This window comes from Spirosoma profusum (genome assembly GCF_014699005.1).
GTDB classification, from domain to species: domain Bacteria; phylum Bacteroidota; class Bacteroidia; order Cytophagales; family Spirosomataceae; genus Spirosoma; species Spirosoma profusum.
The window spans coordinates 153,569-171,344 of sequence record NZ_JACWZY010000002.1; the positions used below are offsets into that span (position 1 = coordinate 153,569).

Genomic DNA, 17,776 nt, shown 5'->3' on the forward strand with positions numbered 1-17,776 from the left:
ACTCGATTAAGTTGTTGATTATAAGTCAATTGATCTGGTAGTTATTCATTGATCATTGTACAATATTCATTAACCCCTTCTTTACCATGAGATACCTAGTTGCCACTTTTATCATACTAACACTCTCGGGTTGTAATAAAAATTTCCTGGAGTTATACCCGCAGGCAACCCTCAACGAGGGTAACTTTTACAAGACCGAAGTCGAATACATTCTGCTGGCAAACGGCTGCTACGTTCCGATGCGGGATTACGAAAAAACGTATCACTGGGTGCTGGCCGAACTGATTTCCGACAATGCCAGCTTTCAGAACAACACCCGTATTGGCGAAGCCGCTCGTGGCGTCATCGACCAGTTTATTCTGGTATCCGACAATGCTACGTATTCCAACTTCTGGAATCTCTCATACAATGGTATTACCCGTTGCAACAAGCTTCTGTCAGAGCTGGATCGCCCGAATGTGAGCTGGTCGAAAATGTCGTTTAAAGATCGGTGTGCAGGTGAAGCCCTGTTTCTGCGGGCGTTGTATTACTTCAATCTGGTTCGTCAGTTTGGTGGCGTGCCGCTGGTACTGTCGCCGATTGCGTCGCTGGATGCCGTTAACGTAAAACGTTCATCGGAACAACAGGTTTACGATGCTATCATCAGCGACCTCAAGGAAGCAGCCAGCCATTTTGCCAAAGCGGCTGACGTAGCAGAAGTAGGACGCGCCAATGAAACGGCGGCACTGGCCTTACTCGGCAAAGTATATCTGACCCGAAACGATTATTCCAATGCCGAACCCATCCTGAAATCGGTGATTACGGCCGGAAAATACAGTTTACAGGCAAACTACGCCGATCTGTTCAACCCCGCCAGCAAGGATACCAAAGAGACCATTTTTGCCATTCAGTATTCCGAAAACAGCGCAGAATTGGCTCAGCGGTTTATTTTTCTGTTCGCTCCGCATACTTCTGCCGGTGCCGTTACCAAACGTCCGAACATCAACATCATTTCGGCGGGCTGGAATCAGCCAACGCAGGATTTGATAAACGCTTTCGAAGCGGGCGATAAACGGAAAGACGTATCGATTGCCTATTGGACAGGTGCCGACTGGGATGGGGTGGTACGTCCGATTCCCTACTGCAATAAGTACAAAGCGCCACTTAATGCGCCCGACGACCGTGCTGGCGATAACCTGCCCGTACTACGTTACTCCGACGTATTACTAATGTATGCCGAGGTACTAAACGAGCAGGGTCGCAGCGCCGAAGCCATTACGTATGTGCAACAGGTACGTAATCGCGCCGGCCTGACGAATCCGTTGACTGGCCTGGATAAAACGGCATTGCAAACACTGATTGCCAAGGAACGTCAGGTTGAGTTTTGCTTTGAAAATCAGCGCTGGTATGATTTGAAACGTACCGGAAAAGCGCTGGATGTCATGACAGCCCACGGCAAGCGGGAAAAAGCCAGCAAGAATTTCCTGTATCCAGAGTCGTATTCGCTGACTGCAAACAAACTGGTAGCGCCAATTCCGGTGCTGGAGGTATCTGTTAATAAATTAGATCAGAATCCGGGGTATTGATGTCAATATTTTTGTCATTCTGACCGGGCCGCCGGAGCGGGAACGAAGAATCTTAATTCTCCCTCCCCCCCAGGCGAGATTTTTTTAAGATTCTTCGTTCCCGCTCCGGCGGCCCGGTCAGAATGACAAAAATGAGCGCCAAAACCTCAAATAAGCATTTAACTACCCACGATTTAGGCTCCAGCTTGGCCCAAACAAAACACTACGTTGTGAAGCGATTTGTTACGTTACTTCTGGTCGTTGTGGCAGCCACAGCGCTACGTCCCTTGTCGGTTGAGCCGACAGCCCAGGCAACGCCACCGAACATTATTTTTCTTCTTGCCGACGATCAGCGATGGGATGCGTTAGGCGTGGCGGGAAATTCGGTAATCAAGACGCCGAATATTGATAAACTGGCTCGGGAGGGATTTTACTTTCAGCGCTCCTACGTCACTACGCCCATCTGCGCCGTGAGCCGGGCCAGTATTTTGAGTGGTCAGTATGCGCGCCGACACGGAATTGTCGATTTTGCCAAGCCATTTTCAGATTCGGCGCTGGCGCAAACGTATCCGCTCGTGCTACGTAAGCAGGGGTATCGAACGGGTTTCATTGGTAAATATGGCGTCGGCGATGAGATGCCAGAAAATCAGTATGATTACTGGAAAGGCTTCAAAGGGCAGGGGCAATACGCGGCTAAAGATGCGCAGGGAAAACCGATTCACCTGACTGATTTAATGGGTCTGCAGATGGACGAATTTCTGACGAATAATCCGAAAGGAAAGCCATTCTGTTTATCAGTAAGTTTCAAAGCACCACACGCGCAGGACGGGGCTAAAATCGAATTTCCTTATGCCGACCGCTTCGATGAGCTTTACAAAAACCAGACTTTGAAACGTCCGGCTGCTTCCGCTGACAAGTACTACCAGCAATTCCCTGACTGGTTTCGGCATAACGATCAGAATGAATCGCGTATCCGCTGGAGCCGCCGTTATGCGAATGATTCGCTGTTTCAGCAAATCACAAAATCGTATTTCCGACTCATTACGGGTATTGACGACGTAGTAGGTAATCTGCGTAAGTCGCTTCAGGAGCGCGGTCTGGCGGATAATACCATCATTGTTTACACAAGCGACAATGGGTTTTATCTGGGTGAATACGGTTTTGCCGATAAATGGTACGGCCACGAGCTTTCCCTCCGCGTGCCGCTCATCATCTACGACCCGCGTCGCCCGAACTGGCACGGACGTACCACGAATCAATACACGCTCAACATCGACCTGGCTCCTACGTTACTGACGCTGGCCGGTGCGCCAATTCCAAAACGAATGCAGGGCCGCAGCCTGACCGCGTTGATGGATAACCGCGACGGCGGTGATGCGGCATCCCGACTGGCCAAAAGTCCCTGGCGGACGGAGTTCTTTTTCGAACACCTGGTAAATCTGCCAACGGTATTTATTCCGCAAACGGAAGGTGTATTAAGTCAGGACAGAAAGTACGTGCATTACTTCAATCTGCGTGAGTCGGCCGATTCGTATGAGGAAGTTTACAACCTGAAAACCGACCCGCAGGAATTGACCAATCTTGCTACGTTACCACAGGGTAAATCGCTGAAAAATACATTGCTGCCAACCTTCAATCGACTAAAAGCAGCCGCCCAATAACGCCCCTAAACCAACGCTACGTTTATGAATTACTTCACTATAGGTGCTGGAAGTGCCATTTTGACTGGCTGGATGCTCTGGCTTTCTAACTCACCCGTAAAATCCATTACGTCGGTTCCGGCGGAAACGAAAAAGCCCAACATTGTTATCGTCATGGCCGATCAGTGGCGGGCCGAAGCGTTTGGCTATGCTGGAAATCGAGACGTCATTACGCCCAATATTGACAAACTTGCTGGTGAGTCAACGAATGCCCGTTATTGCGTAGCATCGGTGCCAGTTTGCTCACCCAGTCGGGCCAGTATGCTCACCGGTCAGCACGCGCATACACATGGTGTGTTTTACAACGACCGTCCGCTACGTAACGAAGCCGTTACGTTGGCTGAAGTTTGTAAGCAAAACGGCTATCAGACGGGCTTTATCGGGAAATGGCACATTAACGGGAGCATGATAAAGGATTATGCACCGGGAAGAGTAGCGCCCATTCCGGCCGAACGTCGGCAGGGGTTCGACTACTGGCGGACGCTGGAATGTACGCACAACTACAATGATTCGCCGTATTACAATGAAGTCAATACGCGTTTTGTGTGGCAGCAGTATGACGCCATCAGCCAGACTGATTCGGCGATTTCTTTTATGACGCAGAAACGGGATTCACCTTTTCTGCTGGTGCTTGCCTGGGGGCCTCCGCATGACCCGTACCAAACCGCGCCCAAAGAATACCGGCAGAAATATGCTGGCAAACCTATTGCGCTACGTTCCAACGTGCCAACTAAAGATACGACCGATGCCCGTCGGGCACTACGTGGTTATTACGCTCACATTAATGCGCTGGATGATTGTATTGGCCGACTGCAAACCGCGCTAAAAGGAGCCAGTCTGGACGATAACACCATATTTATTTTCACCTCCGACCACGGCGATATGCTCTATTCGCAGGGAGAGCTGAACAAACAGAAACCTTGGGATGAATCGATACGTATCCCTTTTCTGCTTAAATATCCCGCTGGACTTGGACGCAAAGGCCGCACGCTGGACGTACCGATGACGTTGACGGACGTAATGCCAACGCTATTATCAATGACTCAGCAGTCGATTCCGGCGAGTGTTCAGGGGAAAGATTATTCCGCTTTGATCAGGCAACCCCGCGCTGCCCGTCCTGACGATGCTGCGCTGATTGCCTGTATTGTACCGTTCCACCAATGGGGCTATGGCCGGGGCGGCCGCGAGTACCGGGGGGTTCGTACGCCCCGATATACATACGTGCGCGACCTGAAAGGCCCCTGGCTTTTATACGATAACGAGAAAGACCCAAACCAGTTGACTAACGTAGTGAATAAGCCAGATATGGCTCCGACACAAAAGCAACTGGAGGCAATATTGACCAAGAAATTGCGGGATGCCAATGACGATTTTCTACCCGGCAACGTATACATGGATAAATGGCATTACCCCTGGGCGGTCGTCGATTCGGTCGGTAATCCGTACTATAAGTGAGTATTTTTGTCATGCTGACGAAGGAAGCATCTTAGAGCGTCCTTATTCACGCGTTAGGATACCTTAAGATGCTTCCTTCGTCAGCATGACAAAAATACTCACTGACTTAGCTGATAACGTAGCAGTTCCGTAACCGTTTTAAAGGTGAATCCCCGGCTTTTCAGTTCCCTGACAATTGGTGGAATGGCTTTTATGGATTCCTTTCCGTCGTACATGATATGAAGTAGAATGATAGAACCCGGCTTCGTATTAGCCAATACGTGTTTGGTAATTTTTGCTGAATCAGTAGCGATTTCAGAGAAGGATTCCGGCTCTACGTCCCACATGATGGTTTTTCGCCCGGTTTGCTTTAAATAATATGGTAGCGCAAAGAGCCGCTTTCCATAGGGTGGCCTGAATACAATTTCTGCCTGAAAGCCGGCCTTGCGTATTAGCGAGTCTGTTTTTTCAATTTCCTCTTTCACAAACGAATACGATTTCAGAACCATCCGCTCATGCGAATACGTATGATTGCCTAACTGGTGTCCGGCTGCCAGGATTTTCGGTGCTTCGGTTGCATACGTTACTAAATCCCGACCGATCACAAAAAAGGTTGCTTTAATGTCTAAATCACGGAGGAGTGTCAGAATACTGTCGGTACGGGGCGTTGGGCCATCATCGAACGTCAGCGCGACCACTTTTTCAGTCGTGTTAATACGTGGATAGAGTTCGCCGAATACCTGATACGTTCTCGATCTGGAAAGTTTCCATAATCCGATGGAGCCTAAAAGCACTATAGCTAATAGAATCAGGAGCCGTTTTTTCATAGAAGCCGCTACGTTTCCAGGTGTTTTCGGCTGAAAAATAATGAGGTTGTTTAGAGTTTCGCTCACAAGACTGCAAATGAGTTTTTTGTCATGCTGACGAAGCCGGGCCGCCGGAGCAGAAGCATGACAAAAAATGTCATCAGGCGAATTTTTAAACAAATTCGAGACTCCTTAAGCTGCTACGGCCTGAATAGGATTCGTCTGAACGTCCGTTGTTGCATCAGCAGCCCCTTTGCGTTTACCCCGGAATAGTAGGTGAAACCAGTCGCCAACGGTATCGAGCATCAATCGGCGGGAAGGCATGAAGTAATGGAAGAAAAACCAGCGCATAATCCAGGCGAGGGCGCCCGTAAACTGAACGCCGTACATCTCGGTAATGCCTTTGCCAAGCCCTAAACTAGCCGACTGACCTAAACCTCTGTAGGTAAATGGTTTCAGTTTTTTTCCTTTAACGGCTCTGGCAATATTGCGGCCAACGTATTCACCGTGTTTGATGGCCCACAACGCATTAGCCGGGCAAGCTATACCTGTCTGATAATGTGCTACATGGCAGGCATCGCCACCACCCCAGACATTGGGTAAATTATCGACCTGCTGATACGCATTTGTATAGAGCCGCTGCAACGTATCGCGGGGCATCGGTTCGGTCCCCGCCAGTGTAAACCGGCTTTGTCCAACCGTCGAGAGTACCAAACTGCTTTCCAGGAACGTACCGTCGCTTAGAAAAGCACCGTCAGACGTTACTTTCGTCAGTTTTGCGTTGTTGATTAACGCAATGCCATACTTCCGCATTGTTTTTTCAGTGTAACGTATCAGACGTTTATAATCAGGTTGAAGTGCCGATAAAACCTGATTACCGCTATTAACCAGCCGGATTTGCGGCTGTAGGTTGCTCAGGCCCGGATACGATTTTTTCGCCAGATTGACCCATTCGGCCAGATTGGTTACCAATTCGACGCCTGCAAATCCACCGCCAGCTACGGTAAAACTCAGCAACTGACGAGCCTGCTCCGGATCGGCCTGGGCGGCCTCTTTCACCAATTGGTGAAGTTTATTCCGGGTCCGCTGGAAGGCTTCCGGCGATTTTATCTGGTATCCATACGTGCGAATACCTTCGACGGCTTCACTGTCAAATGAACCGATTCCCATCAGCAGATGATCGTAACGTAGCGTTTGCTGATCGCCATTTTTCGTACGGATATGCACAACCTGTGCGCTGTGGTCCAACTTTTCGGCTTCGCCCAGAATCAGATTCGCTTTGGGCATAATTTCCGTTAATGGACTAAGGCGGTTGTGGTCCCGGATAATATCGGTCAGACTTTCGGCCGTCCAGCCATGGTAGAAATGATACGCGTGCGGGCAAATCACCGTAACGGTTACCTGACCATTGGCCATTTGCGAACGTAGCATGTTCGCCATCGTGCGATATGCCCAGACGGATACGTAGCCACCGCCAAGAAAAACAATCTGAGTAGGAGACGATTGCATAAAGAGATTAGGATAAGCCAGCTTTTGTTCGATATCGACGTAGCAGGTAAACGATTTTATAGTTCGGCGAGTGATTCTCTGGAATTGTGGGTATACGTTGGTTGGGCAATACGTCGGCCAAAGCTATGGTCGGGTGCTACGTCGAAGCCGAGGTGCGAAAACTGTTGCGAAACAGTACGGATATATTCGGCTTGTTCCAAAGTTGGATTTCCGATGCTGAAATTGCCTTCGTATCCAGCTTTGGCCAGCAGCATCGTTTCGGCCAGACAAGCGTATGAAAGTCCCCGTGGCAGACCGATGCCACGATTGTTGGTTTTCAAATGAGGAACGCTCACCAGGCCACCATCGATAATCGTTACGTCGGGCCGTTCGGTTAGCAGGCGCGGGTGCGTGTTACGTGGTTGCGTATCGTCCAGAACAACAGCGTTCGGTTTCAGATGGCTTGACTGCAACAGACAATCCGACGCGCTGGTCAGCAATACGACGATATCAGCCCGTTTTACGTCGTCGATATGTTGGGAGGTGGTTGGCTTAACTTCGAAATTCGTTTCGGTCATTTCGCTGGCTAGATCAACTAACCGACGTTCGTTACGTGCCACTAACAGATACTCAGCCTCAGGATTATGTTTGGCGAGCAGTTTGCAAACCAGTGAACCAACGCTTCCGGTAGCACCTACTAACGCAACAACGGGGCGATAGGCGGGTGATTCGTCAATAAGTTGCGCAATTCGTTCGTGGGTAATTACGGCGGTGTAGGCGTTACCGTTCGTTACTGATAGATGCGGGTTGTTCTCTACCAGTTTGCCGCCCATCGTAATTGGTGAACTCAAGGCACCTAAGCCCATGATTTCTGCCCCTTTTGAAGCCGCCAGTTTTGCCGCCTGTTCTACCAGGGGCACCATTAGTTTTTGCTGTTCCAATAATTGACGACCTGAATACGGTAACATAATAATATAACCTTCTGGCTCGGTGGCTCCGGGGGTTAGCGTTACGTCACTCCAGATGAACGGCGGGAGAGGGCGATTACGTAGCGCATACCGGTACACTGAGTCGGGAATCCAGCCCAGCGGTGCCGCCATGTGTTTAAGGTCTTTATTATAGTTACTGCGCAGGTGTACTAGAAAAGCAAATTTTTTCATGGTTTAAATTGGTAGAAGGTTGTAATGGTAATTGGACGTAACAACTGGCAAGCGAACTAAAAAGGAGACATTTCCTGAGCAGTCGAGTTTGTGCAATAGTCGATCACACAACTTTGTTCTGTGCTGGTCAGAAAACCTTTACAAAGTTGGCTTACTACGTCGATAGGGAGTTATCACGGATGTTCCAAATACTATAACGAATGTTCCAACTTTAAGAAAAGCGGTTTAAAAAGGCAGAAAAGCGTCTAATCAGGCTTGAGTGGCAAATTCGCGGGGTGTTGTCTGGTAAACTTCCCGGAAGCATTTTGTGAAGTAGGCGGGACTATCGAAACCCACCTGATAGGCGGTATCGGTAACGGTAATACCAGAACGTAGTAGTTGCGTAGCCCGTTTTAATCGGTACTGACGTAGCAGATCATTGGCCGATAAACCCGTCAACGCCTTTACTTTTCGGAACAGGTTCGTGCGGCTCATTCCGAGTTCAGCCATCATAATGTCGACTCCGAAAGTAACGTCGCTCAGATGGTTGTCGATGATGCCGTAAAGTTGTGTCAGGAAAGGATCGGTCAGTTCGGGAACAGCTTGAGCGGCAGAGGGATCTGGGTTGTTCAGGTTGATACGTACCCATTCGCGCATCCGTTGTCGGGTGGTCAACTGATTGTGCACGCGCAGTTGGAGTTCCTGCACCTGAAACGGCTTGGTCAGGTAATCATCAGCGCCTAAAAGCAGCCCTTCCGTCCGGTTCGTAGGCGACGATTTTGCTGTAAGCATAATAACCGGAATATGGCTGGTTTGCAGGTCTGTTTTGAGTTTGCTGCATAAAGTGAATCCGTCCATTTCGGGCATCATTACGTCCGAAATAATCAGGTCGGGCAAATGTTCGATGGCCTGTTCAAGTCCGTCGCGCCCGTTGACCGCCCGGCGAATCCGGTAATGACTGGGCAGGCTTTCAGCGATGAAGTGAGCCAGATCGTTGTTATCTTCCACAATCAGCACACGCGGTACGTATTGCTCATCGGCCACCGCCCATGCCTGATCATCCGTTTCAATTCGGGAAGGCAACGTAGCGTCAACCGTTTTCTCGGACGTAGCCGCCTGCCGATACGGGAGTTCCACAAAAAAGGTGGTGCCTTCGTTCACCCGGCTCTCGACCGTAATGATACCTTTCTGAAGCTGCACCAGTTCTTTCACCAACGCCAGCCCAATACCAGTGCCCGTCTGACCGGGCATGGCAGCATACGCATTGTCGGCTTGATAAAAGCGATCGAAAATATGGGGCAGATTTTGCTCGGGAATACCAATACCCGTGTCAGCAATCGTCAGTTTGATACGTTCAGACGTAGTGGTTAAGGTTACTGTGATAGTACCATTTTTTGTGAATTTGAGGGCGTTGGCCGTGAGGTTATAAACGATACGTTCCAGCTTTTCGGCATCGAAATAATAGTTGCCTTCGACCTCCGAATGGAACGCCAGCGCAATTCCCTGTTCGGCGGCCTGGTCGATCAGCGGCTGAAGCCAGCCCTTGATGCAATCTGTTACGTTGCCAACCGACTCCTGAACAGGCATCACACTGGCTTCCAGCTTCGACAAATCCAGCAATTGGTTAATGAGACGTAGTAAATGCTGGGCGTTCTGTTCGATACTTAGCAGTCGGCGCTGATTTTTGGGCGTTGGGTTTTCGCTGGCCATTTGCTCGGTGGGAGCCAGAATCAGTGTTAGTGGTGTACGGAATTCGTGCGAAATGTTGGCGAAGAATCGCGTTTTCATATCGTTAGTGGCTCGTAACTGCTCCGTTTCTTTATGCTTCAACTCCACTTCCCGCTGTTGTAGTAAAACCCATTGACGAAGTTTGATTCGATTTACAGATGCCCTTATTACGCCGAAAATGACACCTCCAATTACCAGAACATAAGCAATATACGCCCACCAGGTAGCCCAGAAGGGCGGTTCGATGTCAATCGTAAGCGTACGAACCTGCGGACTCCACACTCCCGACGTATTGGCGACATTGAGACGTAGTGTGTAATGACCGGGGCGCAGACCGGTGTAAACGGCTATGGGTCTATCCGTTTCGGTCCAGGAATTTTCGAGTCCTTCCAACTGGTAACGGTACCGAATCTTGTTCCGCCGATTGTACTGCATAGCCGCAAACTGAACTGTCACGAAGTTTTTGTCATAGGGCAACGTAAGCTTATCCAATGTCTGGACGGGCGCTTCGCTCGACGGCATGGGCTGGTTATTGATTTGAATGTTGGTGATCTGAACGGTTGGCTGATACGTATCTTCCCGCAGATTACCCGGATCGAACGACGTAATACCTTCCAGACCACCCATAAAAATGCGTCCAGTAGGTAGTTGAAGGAAATGGTGTCGATTGAATTCATCGCCCGCCAGCCCGTCTTCGCGGGTGTAGATACGTGTCTTGAACGTCCGCCGATCCATTTGTCCAAGTCCCTGATTGGTGGCTACCCAAAGATTGCCCTGTCGGTCGGGAATGGCGGCATAGATTACGTTGTTGGGCAAACCATCGGCTGTTGTCAGGCGTCTGCTACGTCCCGTTCGTTTATCAAAGCGACACAATCCTCCGCCGAACGTACCAATCCAGAGAATCGTTGAATCGGCCGGATCAGCAGACAAACAGAACAGATGGTCGTTACTAATTGAGAATGGCTCTGTCGGATTATGCACGTACCGGCGAATAGCACCTGTTGCCCGATCGATTCGGTAAAGACCATGATCCTTGGAAGCAATCCAAAGAGCCTGTCCGTCAACCGCTATGTCTTCAATGACTTCTACAGTCGAAATTTTCCGGATGGAATGTGGAAATCGTATCCACTGCTTCTGCTGTTCATTGTACCATAAAACCGTCGAATCATAAACCGCCCAGACCTTTCCCTGTGAGTCGGTCGCCATCGGCACGGGCAAGTTTGACGACGTGGTCGACATATATACCGGAAATGGAATTTGACTAAGCTCGCGGGTTGTTAGATCGAGCCGGTAAAAGGGTGAGGTTCGAATATTGAACCAGAGTTTTCCGCTGCCATCAGTCGTATACCGAAACAGATACGACCAATCGCCGGGCAGCTTAGGAATAGTTGCTGGGGATAAATTGAGGTCACGAATCAGTAAATCCCAATAAAATGAGGTATGATACGGCGTTGCGGTAAAAGCTCCAGCGCGAAGGTTGTACTTTAGCACACCGCCCCCATTGGTTCCGACCCAGAGTACGTCTGACCGATCGATTAATAGACTCTGGCTATGAAGATCATGGGGCAACCGCGTTGCTTCTTTTAACCCGTCCTGCGTGGTGTAGCGATATAAAATATTGCCCTGGGAAAGAAAAACGGGCTGTTGGCGGTCGGATAGCATTGGCCCCCACTGCCACCACTCTTCTTTCACCGGCAACGGATAAGCCTGGCGAACCTGGGCGGTTTTGGGATCAAACTGCATGACATAGGCATTTGATCGGAGCAAAAGGTCACCACTAGGCAGCTGTTTCAGTTCTTTCAGCTTGTTATCAAGCACCGATGATGTTTGCCCCGCACGAGGATGATACCGGGTGACGGCACCTGTTTGTCGGTTCAGGCGATCAAGGCTGGAGCCGGTAACTACCCAGAAAATATTCTTCTCTGCCTGGTCCTGAATAACCGAGCGGACTGTGTCGCTGGACAGACCCTTGCCAACTGTTTGGTACTGATAGCGCTTGATTTGCTTTTTCGCAAAATCCAGACTCGCCAGCCCTTGCCCACGGAGGCAGAGCCATAGCAAATTCTGCGAATCGAGATAAATATTATCGGGTGGAATCAAACCAATTTTCTCTCGATAGAACGGTTGGCGTGATACGTTAATAAACGCTTCCTGAGCCGGGTCGAACAGGTCCAGATCACCCGTTTCACTAATGAGCCATATTTTGCCCTGATGATCGAGAACCATTTTGACTATCTCCGAAGAAGTTAGCGAAGGGCTGCCATCCGTTGAGGGCTGAAAGACTTTGAACGTATTACCATCGTATCGACAAAGGCCGTCGCGCGTGGCCATCCAGATAAATCCCTGATTGTCCTGAATGATCGACGGTACGAATGCCTGAGGAAGCCCCTGCTGACTGGTAATGATTTCAGGAGCAGGTAAGTTCTGAGCCGCTACGTATGCCGGCCCAATGACTACCATAATCCAGGCCCGACTCACTAACAATCGTAAAGTCAGGAAAAGCGCAGACCAGTTGGTTTTCATAGGTCCGACAGGTAACTGATACAAAGGGATATTTATTGGTGGAAAGACCGCTCAATATACAATTCTAATAGGGGAGGTGAAAAAACGTTTAGCGAATGGTATAGTACTATAAACTTCTGGTTTATATAGTGATACGTTAGTTAATATTTATGCAATTTGCTTTGCAATGTGACTCCCAATACGTGCGTAGTTGGAATCGTACTCATTGCTTAGTTTTCGGGGTGTTGCAAGTCATTATAATAAGTATTGTTCCTTCAGAATAAGGAGACTTACCAGCCAACTGTGCTTTATACAAATTAGATTCTACCGAAACGTCTGATCGCATGAACGCAAACCGGAAGCCTTCTTTCTCTGAATCGAACGTAGCAAAACGGCTGCTGACACTGGTATTTCTTCTTGGTGCCCAAATCTCTGTTTTTGCTCAGTCGGGGAAAACAGTGTCGTTATTTGATGGCAAAACCCTGACCGGCTGGAAAACTGTTGACCCTGCTCATGCTAGTTTATGGTTCGTAAAAGATAGCGTAATACGTAGCGGTGACGGTGTAAAGAAAATACCGGAGAATACGTATCTGCATACGGTAAAAGAATACGGCGATTTCGAGTTCCGCTGTCTATTCCGACTGTCTGGCGACCCAAAAACCGGGATGATAAATAGTGGTATTCAATATCGTTCGATTCTTGAAGGAAAGAAAATCATTGGTTATCAGGCCGATATAGGTAATGGCTTTTGGGGCGATATTTACGACGAACATCGCCGGGAGAAGCTGGTTGGTGGCGATTTGAGCGTCCTCAGGAAGATTCTAAAAGAAGATGGCTGGAACAGCTACATTATCCGCTGCAAAGGCAATCGGCACGAATTGTATATAAACGGCATCAAAACCGCCGATTATATAGAGCAGGACAGCAAGATTCCGAACAAAGGTGTTATTGCCGTTCAGATTCACAGCGGGGGCGTAGCGCAGGTCGAATTCAGAGATTTGACCATAACCGAACTGTAAAACGGATTTGTAAACGTAACACTCCAAACGTAGCATTATTGATTCCGAAATAGCTTTATTCCTAAATTGTAATGAATCCCTTTCGACCTAATCTCATGAACAATTGCCGTCTGCTTGTCGCCTTCCTGCTGACTGCGATGTTGGCGACTACTACGTCCACTTTCGCGCAGAACACGAAAGCCAAAGCCGCTGCTACTCCCGCTCCAGATACCGCCAAAGTTGATCGCGAATATACGATGGAAGCAACCATGTTGGGCTACTTCGCCAAAGATGGAGCGCGTAACCCAACCTTAAAAGCCAATAAAGGCGATAAGGTACGTATCACAATCGTCAATGGCGAAGTGATGACGCACGACATCGCCCTGGAAAAACTTGGTGTGAAAAGTAAAACGCTTCAGGACAAAGGCACCAAAACCAGCATTACGTTCGTCGCTGACAAAAACGATACGTATTACTGCACCGTTCCCGGCCACCGGACCGCGGGTATGGTTGGTACGTTCGAAGTAGTAGAAGGCAAGATCGGCGAGGCAATTACGGCTGGACAACTGCCAATGAAAGACGGTCAACCGCTAAACCTGAACTTCGAAACCGGTACGTTGAAAGATTGGACTGCCAAGGGCGATGCTTTTACAAATCCCATTTTTGCGCAGGACGACCCTTCGCCGGTGCACGAGAAAGATATGCATGTTGGTTTTGCGGGGAAACATTTTCTGAGCAGCGGTGGCACGACTAACTACAAATTGACTGGTACGTTAACCTCGGTTCCGTTTAAAGTCACGCAGCCGTTTGCCGCTTTTATGGTATCAGGTGGCGCTTTGCAGGATACGCGCGTAGAGATCGTGCAGGCAAGTACCGACAAGGTTATTTACCATATTACGGGCCAGGGTCGTGCTACGTTACAGCCTGCCGTTGTTGAGTTGCAACCCTATCTGAATCAGGATATTTTCATCCGAATTGTGGATAACGAAACGGGTATTTCGCAGATTCCATACATCCCGAACGACAAATGGGCGCACATTAATTTCGATGATTTCCAGTTCTATGCCACGCGCCCTACGTTCCCGAATGAGTTGAAACAGAAGGACATCATCATTCTTCCTCCACTCGATCCCGTCTTAAATGCCGGCCTTTCAGGCGTTAAAGCGGCTCAGGCAATGACGCCCCCCAAAGGCTTTAAAATTACGCTGGCCGCTGCCGAACCCGACATCGTAAAACCGATTTGCTTCACCATCGACTGGAAAGGCCGACTGTGGGTGGTGGAATCGCACACGTACCCGGTTCCGGCACCCGAGGGTCAGGGACGCGACAAGATTTTCATTTTTGAAGATACCAACGGCGACGGTACGTTAGACAGCAAAAAGCTGTTCACCGAAGGACTGAATCTGGTTAGCGGCATGGAGGTTGGCATGGGTGGTGTTTGGGTTGGTGCAGCTCCGTATCTGCTGTTCATCCCCGCTGATTTCAAAACCGATAAACCAACCGGGCCACCGCAAAAATTGCTTGATGGCTGGGGTACACAGGATACGCACGAAACGCTGAACAGTCTGCGTTGGGGGCCTGATGGCTGGCTTTATGGTACGCACGGCGTATTTACACACTCGAATGTTGGCAAGCCCGGCGCACCTGATTCGGAACGTACCAAAATCAACGCGGGTGTCTGGCGGTATCATCCAACAAATCATCAGTTTGAGATTTTTGCCGAAGGAACCAGCAATCCGTGGGGCCTCGATTTCAACGATTACGGTCATGCGTTCATTACGGCATGCGTTATTCCGCACATGTACCACATGATTCAGGGCGGGCGCTACCAGCGTCAGGGCGGGAAACATTTCAACCCGTATACGTACGACGACATCAAAACCCACGCCGACCACGTACACTGGCTGGGCGAACGCGGTCCACACGCGGGGAATTTCCGTTCAGCTTCGGCAGGTGGTGGACATGCGCACGCTGGTGCCATGATTTACCTCGGAAATAGTTGGCCGCAGGAGTACCGGAACGACATTTTCATGAACAACATCAACGGTGCCAAACTCAACCGCGACCATCCGTCTCGTGCGGGTTCCGGCTATATGGTCAGCCACCGCCCCGATTTTATGGCGATGAATGATTCCTGGTCGCAGTGGATCAATATGAAATACGACCCAAGCGGTTCAGTATGGGCTATCGACTGGTACGACAAAAACCAGTGTCACAGTTCGAATCCCGACGTTCACGACAAAACGATGGGCCGTATTTTCAAGATTACGCACGAAAATGACAAGTGGGTACAGGCCGATTTATCAAAAGCATCGGATATGGAACTGGTTAATTACCAATTGAATGGAAACGACTGGTACGTTCGTCAGGCCCGACTTTTGTTGCAGGAGCGTGGCGGTAGTAAAAAGGTGCATAAAGCGCTGAAAGAAATTCTGGAAAAGAACCCTGATGCGACCCGCAAACTCCGTGCGTTATGGACTCTGCATGTAACGAAAGGGTTGACCGAGAAAGAGTTAGTCGATTTACTGAACAACGAAAACGAATACGTCAGAAGCTGGGCGCTTCAGTTACTCGCTGAAAACAAAACCATTTCGCCGGAAACGCTGAAGCGTCTTGCTACGTTGGCTCAAAACGATAATTCGTCGCTCGTTCGGATGTATTTGACGTCAGCCATGCTACGTCTCGAACCCGCTCAGCGTTGGGACGTAGTAGATGCGCTCGTTCAGAAGGCAGGCGACAAAGACGATCACAATTTGCCTCTTATGCTTTGGTACGCGTCTGAACCGCTCGCCACTGTCGATATGAAACGGGCATTGGAACTGAGTCAAAAATCGAAAATGCCGAAACACCTCAATTACATGATCCAACGTATCGGCGCTATCGGAACCGACGATGCCAAAAAGTTGCTGAAAGACTTTAATGATCGGGTAGGAAAGCGCGATCATTCGCACGAAAATCATGAGATTCAGGCACTGATTGCTAAGGTATTGGGAGAGTAAAGAATAGTTCTGTTTTTTGTCATGCTGAGTCGGACCGCCGAAGCGGCACGAAGCATATTAAATTGCCCAACTTGAGGGTAATGATACGTTAGGATGCTTCGTGCCGCTTCGGCGGTCCGACTCAGCATGACAAAAGTTATCTAATGACGTTTAGCAGACATATTTATTATGAAGACTCGGATAAACAGAAGATACGTACTAGGTGCTACGTTGCTTTGCTGCTGGCTTACCAATACGTATGGCCAGGAAGATAAGTCGTTGTTTAAGGTTCGGCAGCAACAGGCTGCGACGCCAGAAACTAAAGCGCCGAACAAAAACGTCGTTCCATCGGGCGAGTTTAAAAAAACAAAGCTGACCGGTGATTTCATTTCGGAAGGTGCCGCTGTAGCAGATTTAAATAAAGATGGAAAGCTGGACATAATTGCTGGTTACTACTGGTTCGAAGCGCCCAACTGGACGCGTCGCGAAATGGCTCCCTCGCGCACGTATGACCCACGAAAGGAATACAGCGATTCGTTCCTCAATCTGGGCATGGACGTCAATCAGGACGGCTGGGACGACGTAGTGATTGTCGATTTTCCAGGCAAACCGGGTTTCTGGTTTGAAAACCCCAAAAACAATGCACCCGGTACATGGAAAAAGCACATCATTGCTGATTCAGTGGGTATCGCCAATGAATCGCCGGGATTTATCGACATCGATGGCGATGGCCGACTCGATATTCTTTGTGGTGATAAAGCTAAAAAGCAGATTGTCTGGCTAAAATCGCCCTCAAAACCTGGCGACACTGAATGGAAACGCTTTCCGCTGAGCGCTGAGAACGTAGCAGGAACCGAGATTTTTTCGCACGGCATCGGGTACGGTGATATTGATAAAGATGGCCTTAATGACGTAGTGGTTAAGGAAGGCTGGTATAAAGGAACGTCTGATAAAAAAGCGGGTAACTGGGTATTTCATCCGGCCAATCTGGGTGAACCTTGCTCACACATGCAGATTCTGGACGTAAACGGCGATGGCAAAAATGACGTAGTGAGTGCATCGGCCCATGCGCTCGGCATCTGGTGGCATGAACAAATAGTGGATGAACAGGGAAAAATCAATTTCAAAACGCATCTGATGAGCAATACTACGGCTCAAACGCACTCGTCCATTATGGCCGACCTCAATGGCGATGGACGTAAAGATTACATAACCGGCAAGCGATTTCTGGCGCACCACGGTCGCGACCCCGGCGATGCGGACCCTGGCATTATACTCTGGTTTGAATTTACGCCCGGAAAAGCGCCGTATTACAAAGAACACGTCATTGACAATGATTCGGGTTCGGGCCTGAACGTAGTGGCGCAGGACATGAACAAAGACGGTAAAATCGACATTGTCATTGCCAATAAAAACGGTGTGTTCCTCTTCGAGAATAAAATGAAGTAAGAGAGGTGCT

Annotated in this window: 10 protein-coding genes; 6 read left to right on the forward strand and 4 right to left on the reverse strand. The window is 49.3% G+C overall.

Going from position 1 to position 17,776, the window contains the following annotated elements:
• Positions 1-86 precede the first annotated feature (86 nt).
• The 3 genes from IC229_RS02995 (at position 87) to IC229_RS03005 (ending at position 4,699) form a co-directional block, all read left to right on the forward strand.
• Positions 87-1,565, forward strand: coding sequence for a RagB/SusD family nutrient uptake outer membrane protein (locus IC229_RS02995; protein WP_190885444.1), 1,479 nt, complete (start codon positions 87-89; stop codon positions 1,563-1,565).
• Between the two features lie 209 nt (positions 1,566-1,774).
• Complete coding sequence (locus IC229_RS03000; protein ID WP_317171512.1) at positions 1,775-3,205, forward strand: sulfatase family protein; 1,431 nt, start codon at positions 1,775-1,777, stop codon at positions 3,203-3,205.
• 24 nt (positions 3,206-3,229) lie between these two features.
• The gene (locus tag IC229_RS03005; protein WP_190885446.1) at positions 3,230-4,699 is read left to right on the forward strand and encodes a sulfatase family protein; all 1,470 of its coding nucleotides are present in this window, start codon (positions 3,230-3,232) and stop codon (positions 4,697-4,699) included.
• Between the two features lie 98 nt (positions 4,700-4,797).
• Here IC229_RS03005 and IC229_RS03010 read toward each other — a convergent pair whose 3' ends face one another.
• The 4 genes from IC229_RS03010 to IC229_RS03025 all read right to left on the reverse strand — a co-directional run bounded on the left by IC229_RS03010 (position 4,798) and on the right by IC229_RS03025 (position 12,362).
• Positions 4,798-5,571 carry a polysaccharide deacetylase family protein gene (locus IC229_RS03010; RefSeq protein WP_317171514.1) on the reverse strand — a complete coding sequence of 258 codons (774 nt, stop codon included), beginning with the start codon at positions 5,569-5,571 and terminating at the stop codon, positions 4,798-4,800.
• Positions 5,572-5,676: 105 nt separating this feature from the next.
• Positions 5,677-6,993, reverse strand: a complete 1,317-nt coding sequence (locus tag IC229_RS03015) for an NAD(P)/FAD-dependent oxidoreductase (RefSeq protein WP_190885447.1) — start codon at positions 6,991-6,993, stop codon at positions 5,677-5,679.
• Positions 6,994-7,049: 56 nt separating this feature from the next.
• The gene (locus IC229_RS03020) at positions 7,050-8,132 is read right to left on the reverse strand and encodes a shikimate dehydrogenase (RefSeq protein ID WP_190885448.1); all 1,083 of its coding nucleotides are present in this window, start codon (positions 8,130-8,132) and stop codon (positions 7,050-7,052) included.
• A gap of 249 nt (positions 8,133-8,381) precedes the next feature.
• Positions 8,382-12,362 carry a hybrid sensor histidine kinase/response regulator transcription factor gene (locus IC229_RS03025; RefSeq protein ID WP_190885449.1) on the reverse strand — a complete coding sequence of 1,327 codons (3,981 nt, stop codon included), beginning with the start codon at positions 12,360-12,362 and terminating at the stop codon, positions 8,382-8,384.
• A 323-nt stretch (positions 12,363-12,685) separates the two neighbouring features.
• Between IC229_RS03025 and IC229_RS03030 the strand changes: the two genes are divergently transcribed.
• The 3 genes from IC229_RS03030 (at position 12,686) to IC229_RS03040 (ending at position 17,766) form a co-directional block, all read left to right on the forward strand.
• Positions 12,686-13,360, forward strand: a complete 675-nt coding sequence (locus tag IC229_RS03030) for a 3-keto-disaccharide hydrolase (protein WP_190885450.1) — start codon at positions 12,686-12,688, stop codon at positions 13,358-13,360.
• Between the two features lie 137 nt (positions 13,361-13,497).
• The gene (locus tag IC229_RS03035; protein WP_394355922.1) at positions 13,498-16,338 is read left to right on the forward strand and encodes a PVC-type heme-binding CxxCH protein; all 2,841 of its coding nucleotides are present in this window, start codon (positions 13,498-13,500) and stop codon (positions 16,336-16,338) included.
• A 168-nt stretch (positions 16,339-16,506) separates the two neighbouring features.
• The gene (locus tag IC229_RS03040; protein ID WP_190885452.1) at positions 16,507-17,766 is read left to right on the forward strand and encodes an FG-GAP repeat domain-containing protein; all 1,260 of its coding nucleotides are present in this window, start codon (positions 16,507-16,509) and stop codon (positions 17,764-17,766) included.
• Positions 17,767-17,776 lie beyond the last annotated feature (10 nt).

Coding starts and splice junctions, on each gene's coding strand:
- IC229_RS02995 (WP_190885444.1), top strand. CDS start 87: ATGAGATACCTAGTTGCCACTTTTATCATACTAACACTCTCGGGTTGT.
- IC229_RS03005 (WP_190885446.1), top strand. CDS start 3,230: ATGAATTACTTCACTATAGGTGCTGGAAGTGCCATTTTGACTGGCTGG.
- IC229_RS03015 (WP_190885447.1), bottom strand. CDS start 6,993: ATGCAATCGTCTCCTACTCAGATTGTTTTTCTTGGCGGTGGCTACGTA.
- IC229_RS03020 (WP_190885448.1), bottom strand. CDS start 8,132: ATGAAAAAATTTGCTTTTCTAGTACACCTGCGCAGTAACTATAATAAA.
- IC229_RS03025 (WP_190885449.1), bottom strand. CDS start 12,362: ATGAAAACCAACTGGTCTGCGCTTTTCCTGACTTTACGATTGTTAGTG.
- IC229_RS03030 (WP_190885450.1), top strand. CDS start 12,686: ATGAACGCAAACCGGAAGCCTTCTTTCTCTGAATCGAACGTAGCAAAA.
- IC229_RS03035 (WP_394355922.1), top strand. CDS start 13,498: ATGTTGGCGACTACTACGTCCACTTTCGCGCAGAACACGAAAGCCAAA.
- IC229_RS03040 (WP_190885452.1), top strand. CDS start 16,507: ATGAAGACTCGGATAAACAGAAGATACGTACTAGGTGCTACGTTGCTT.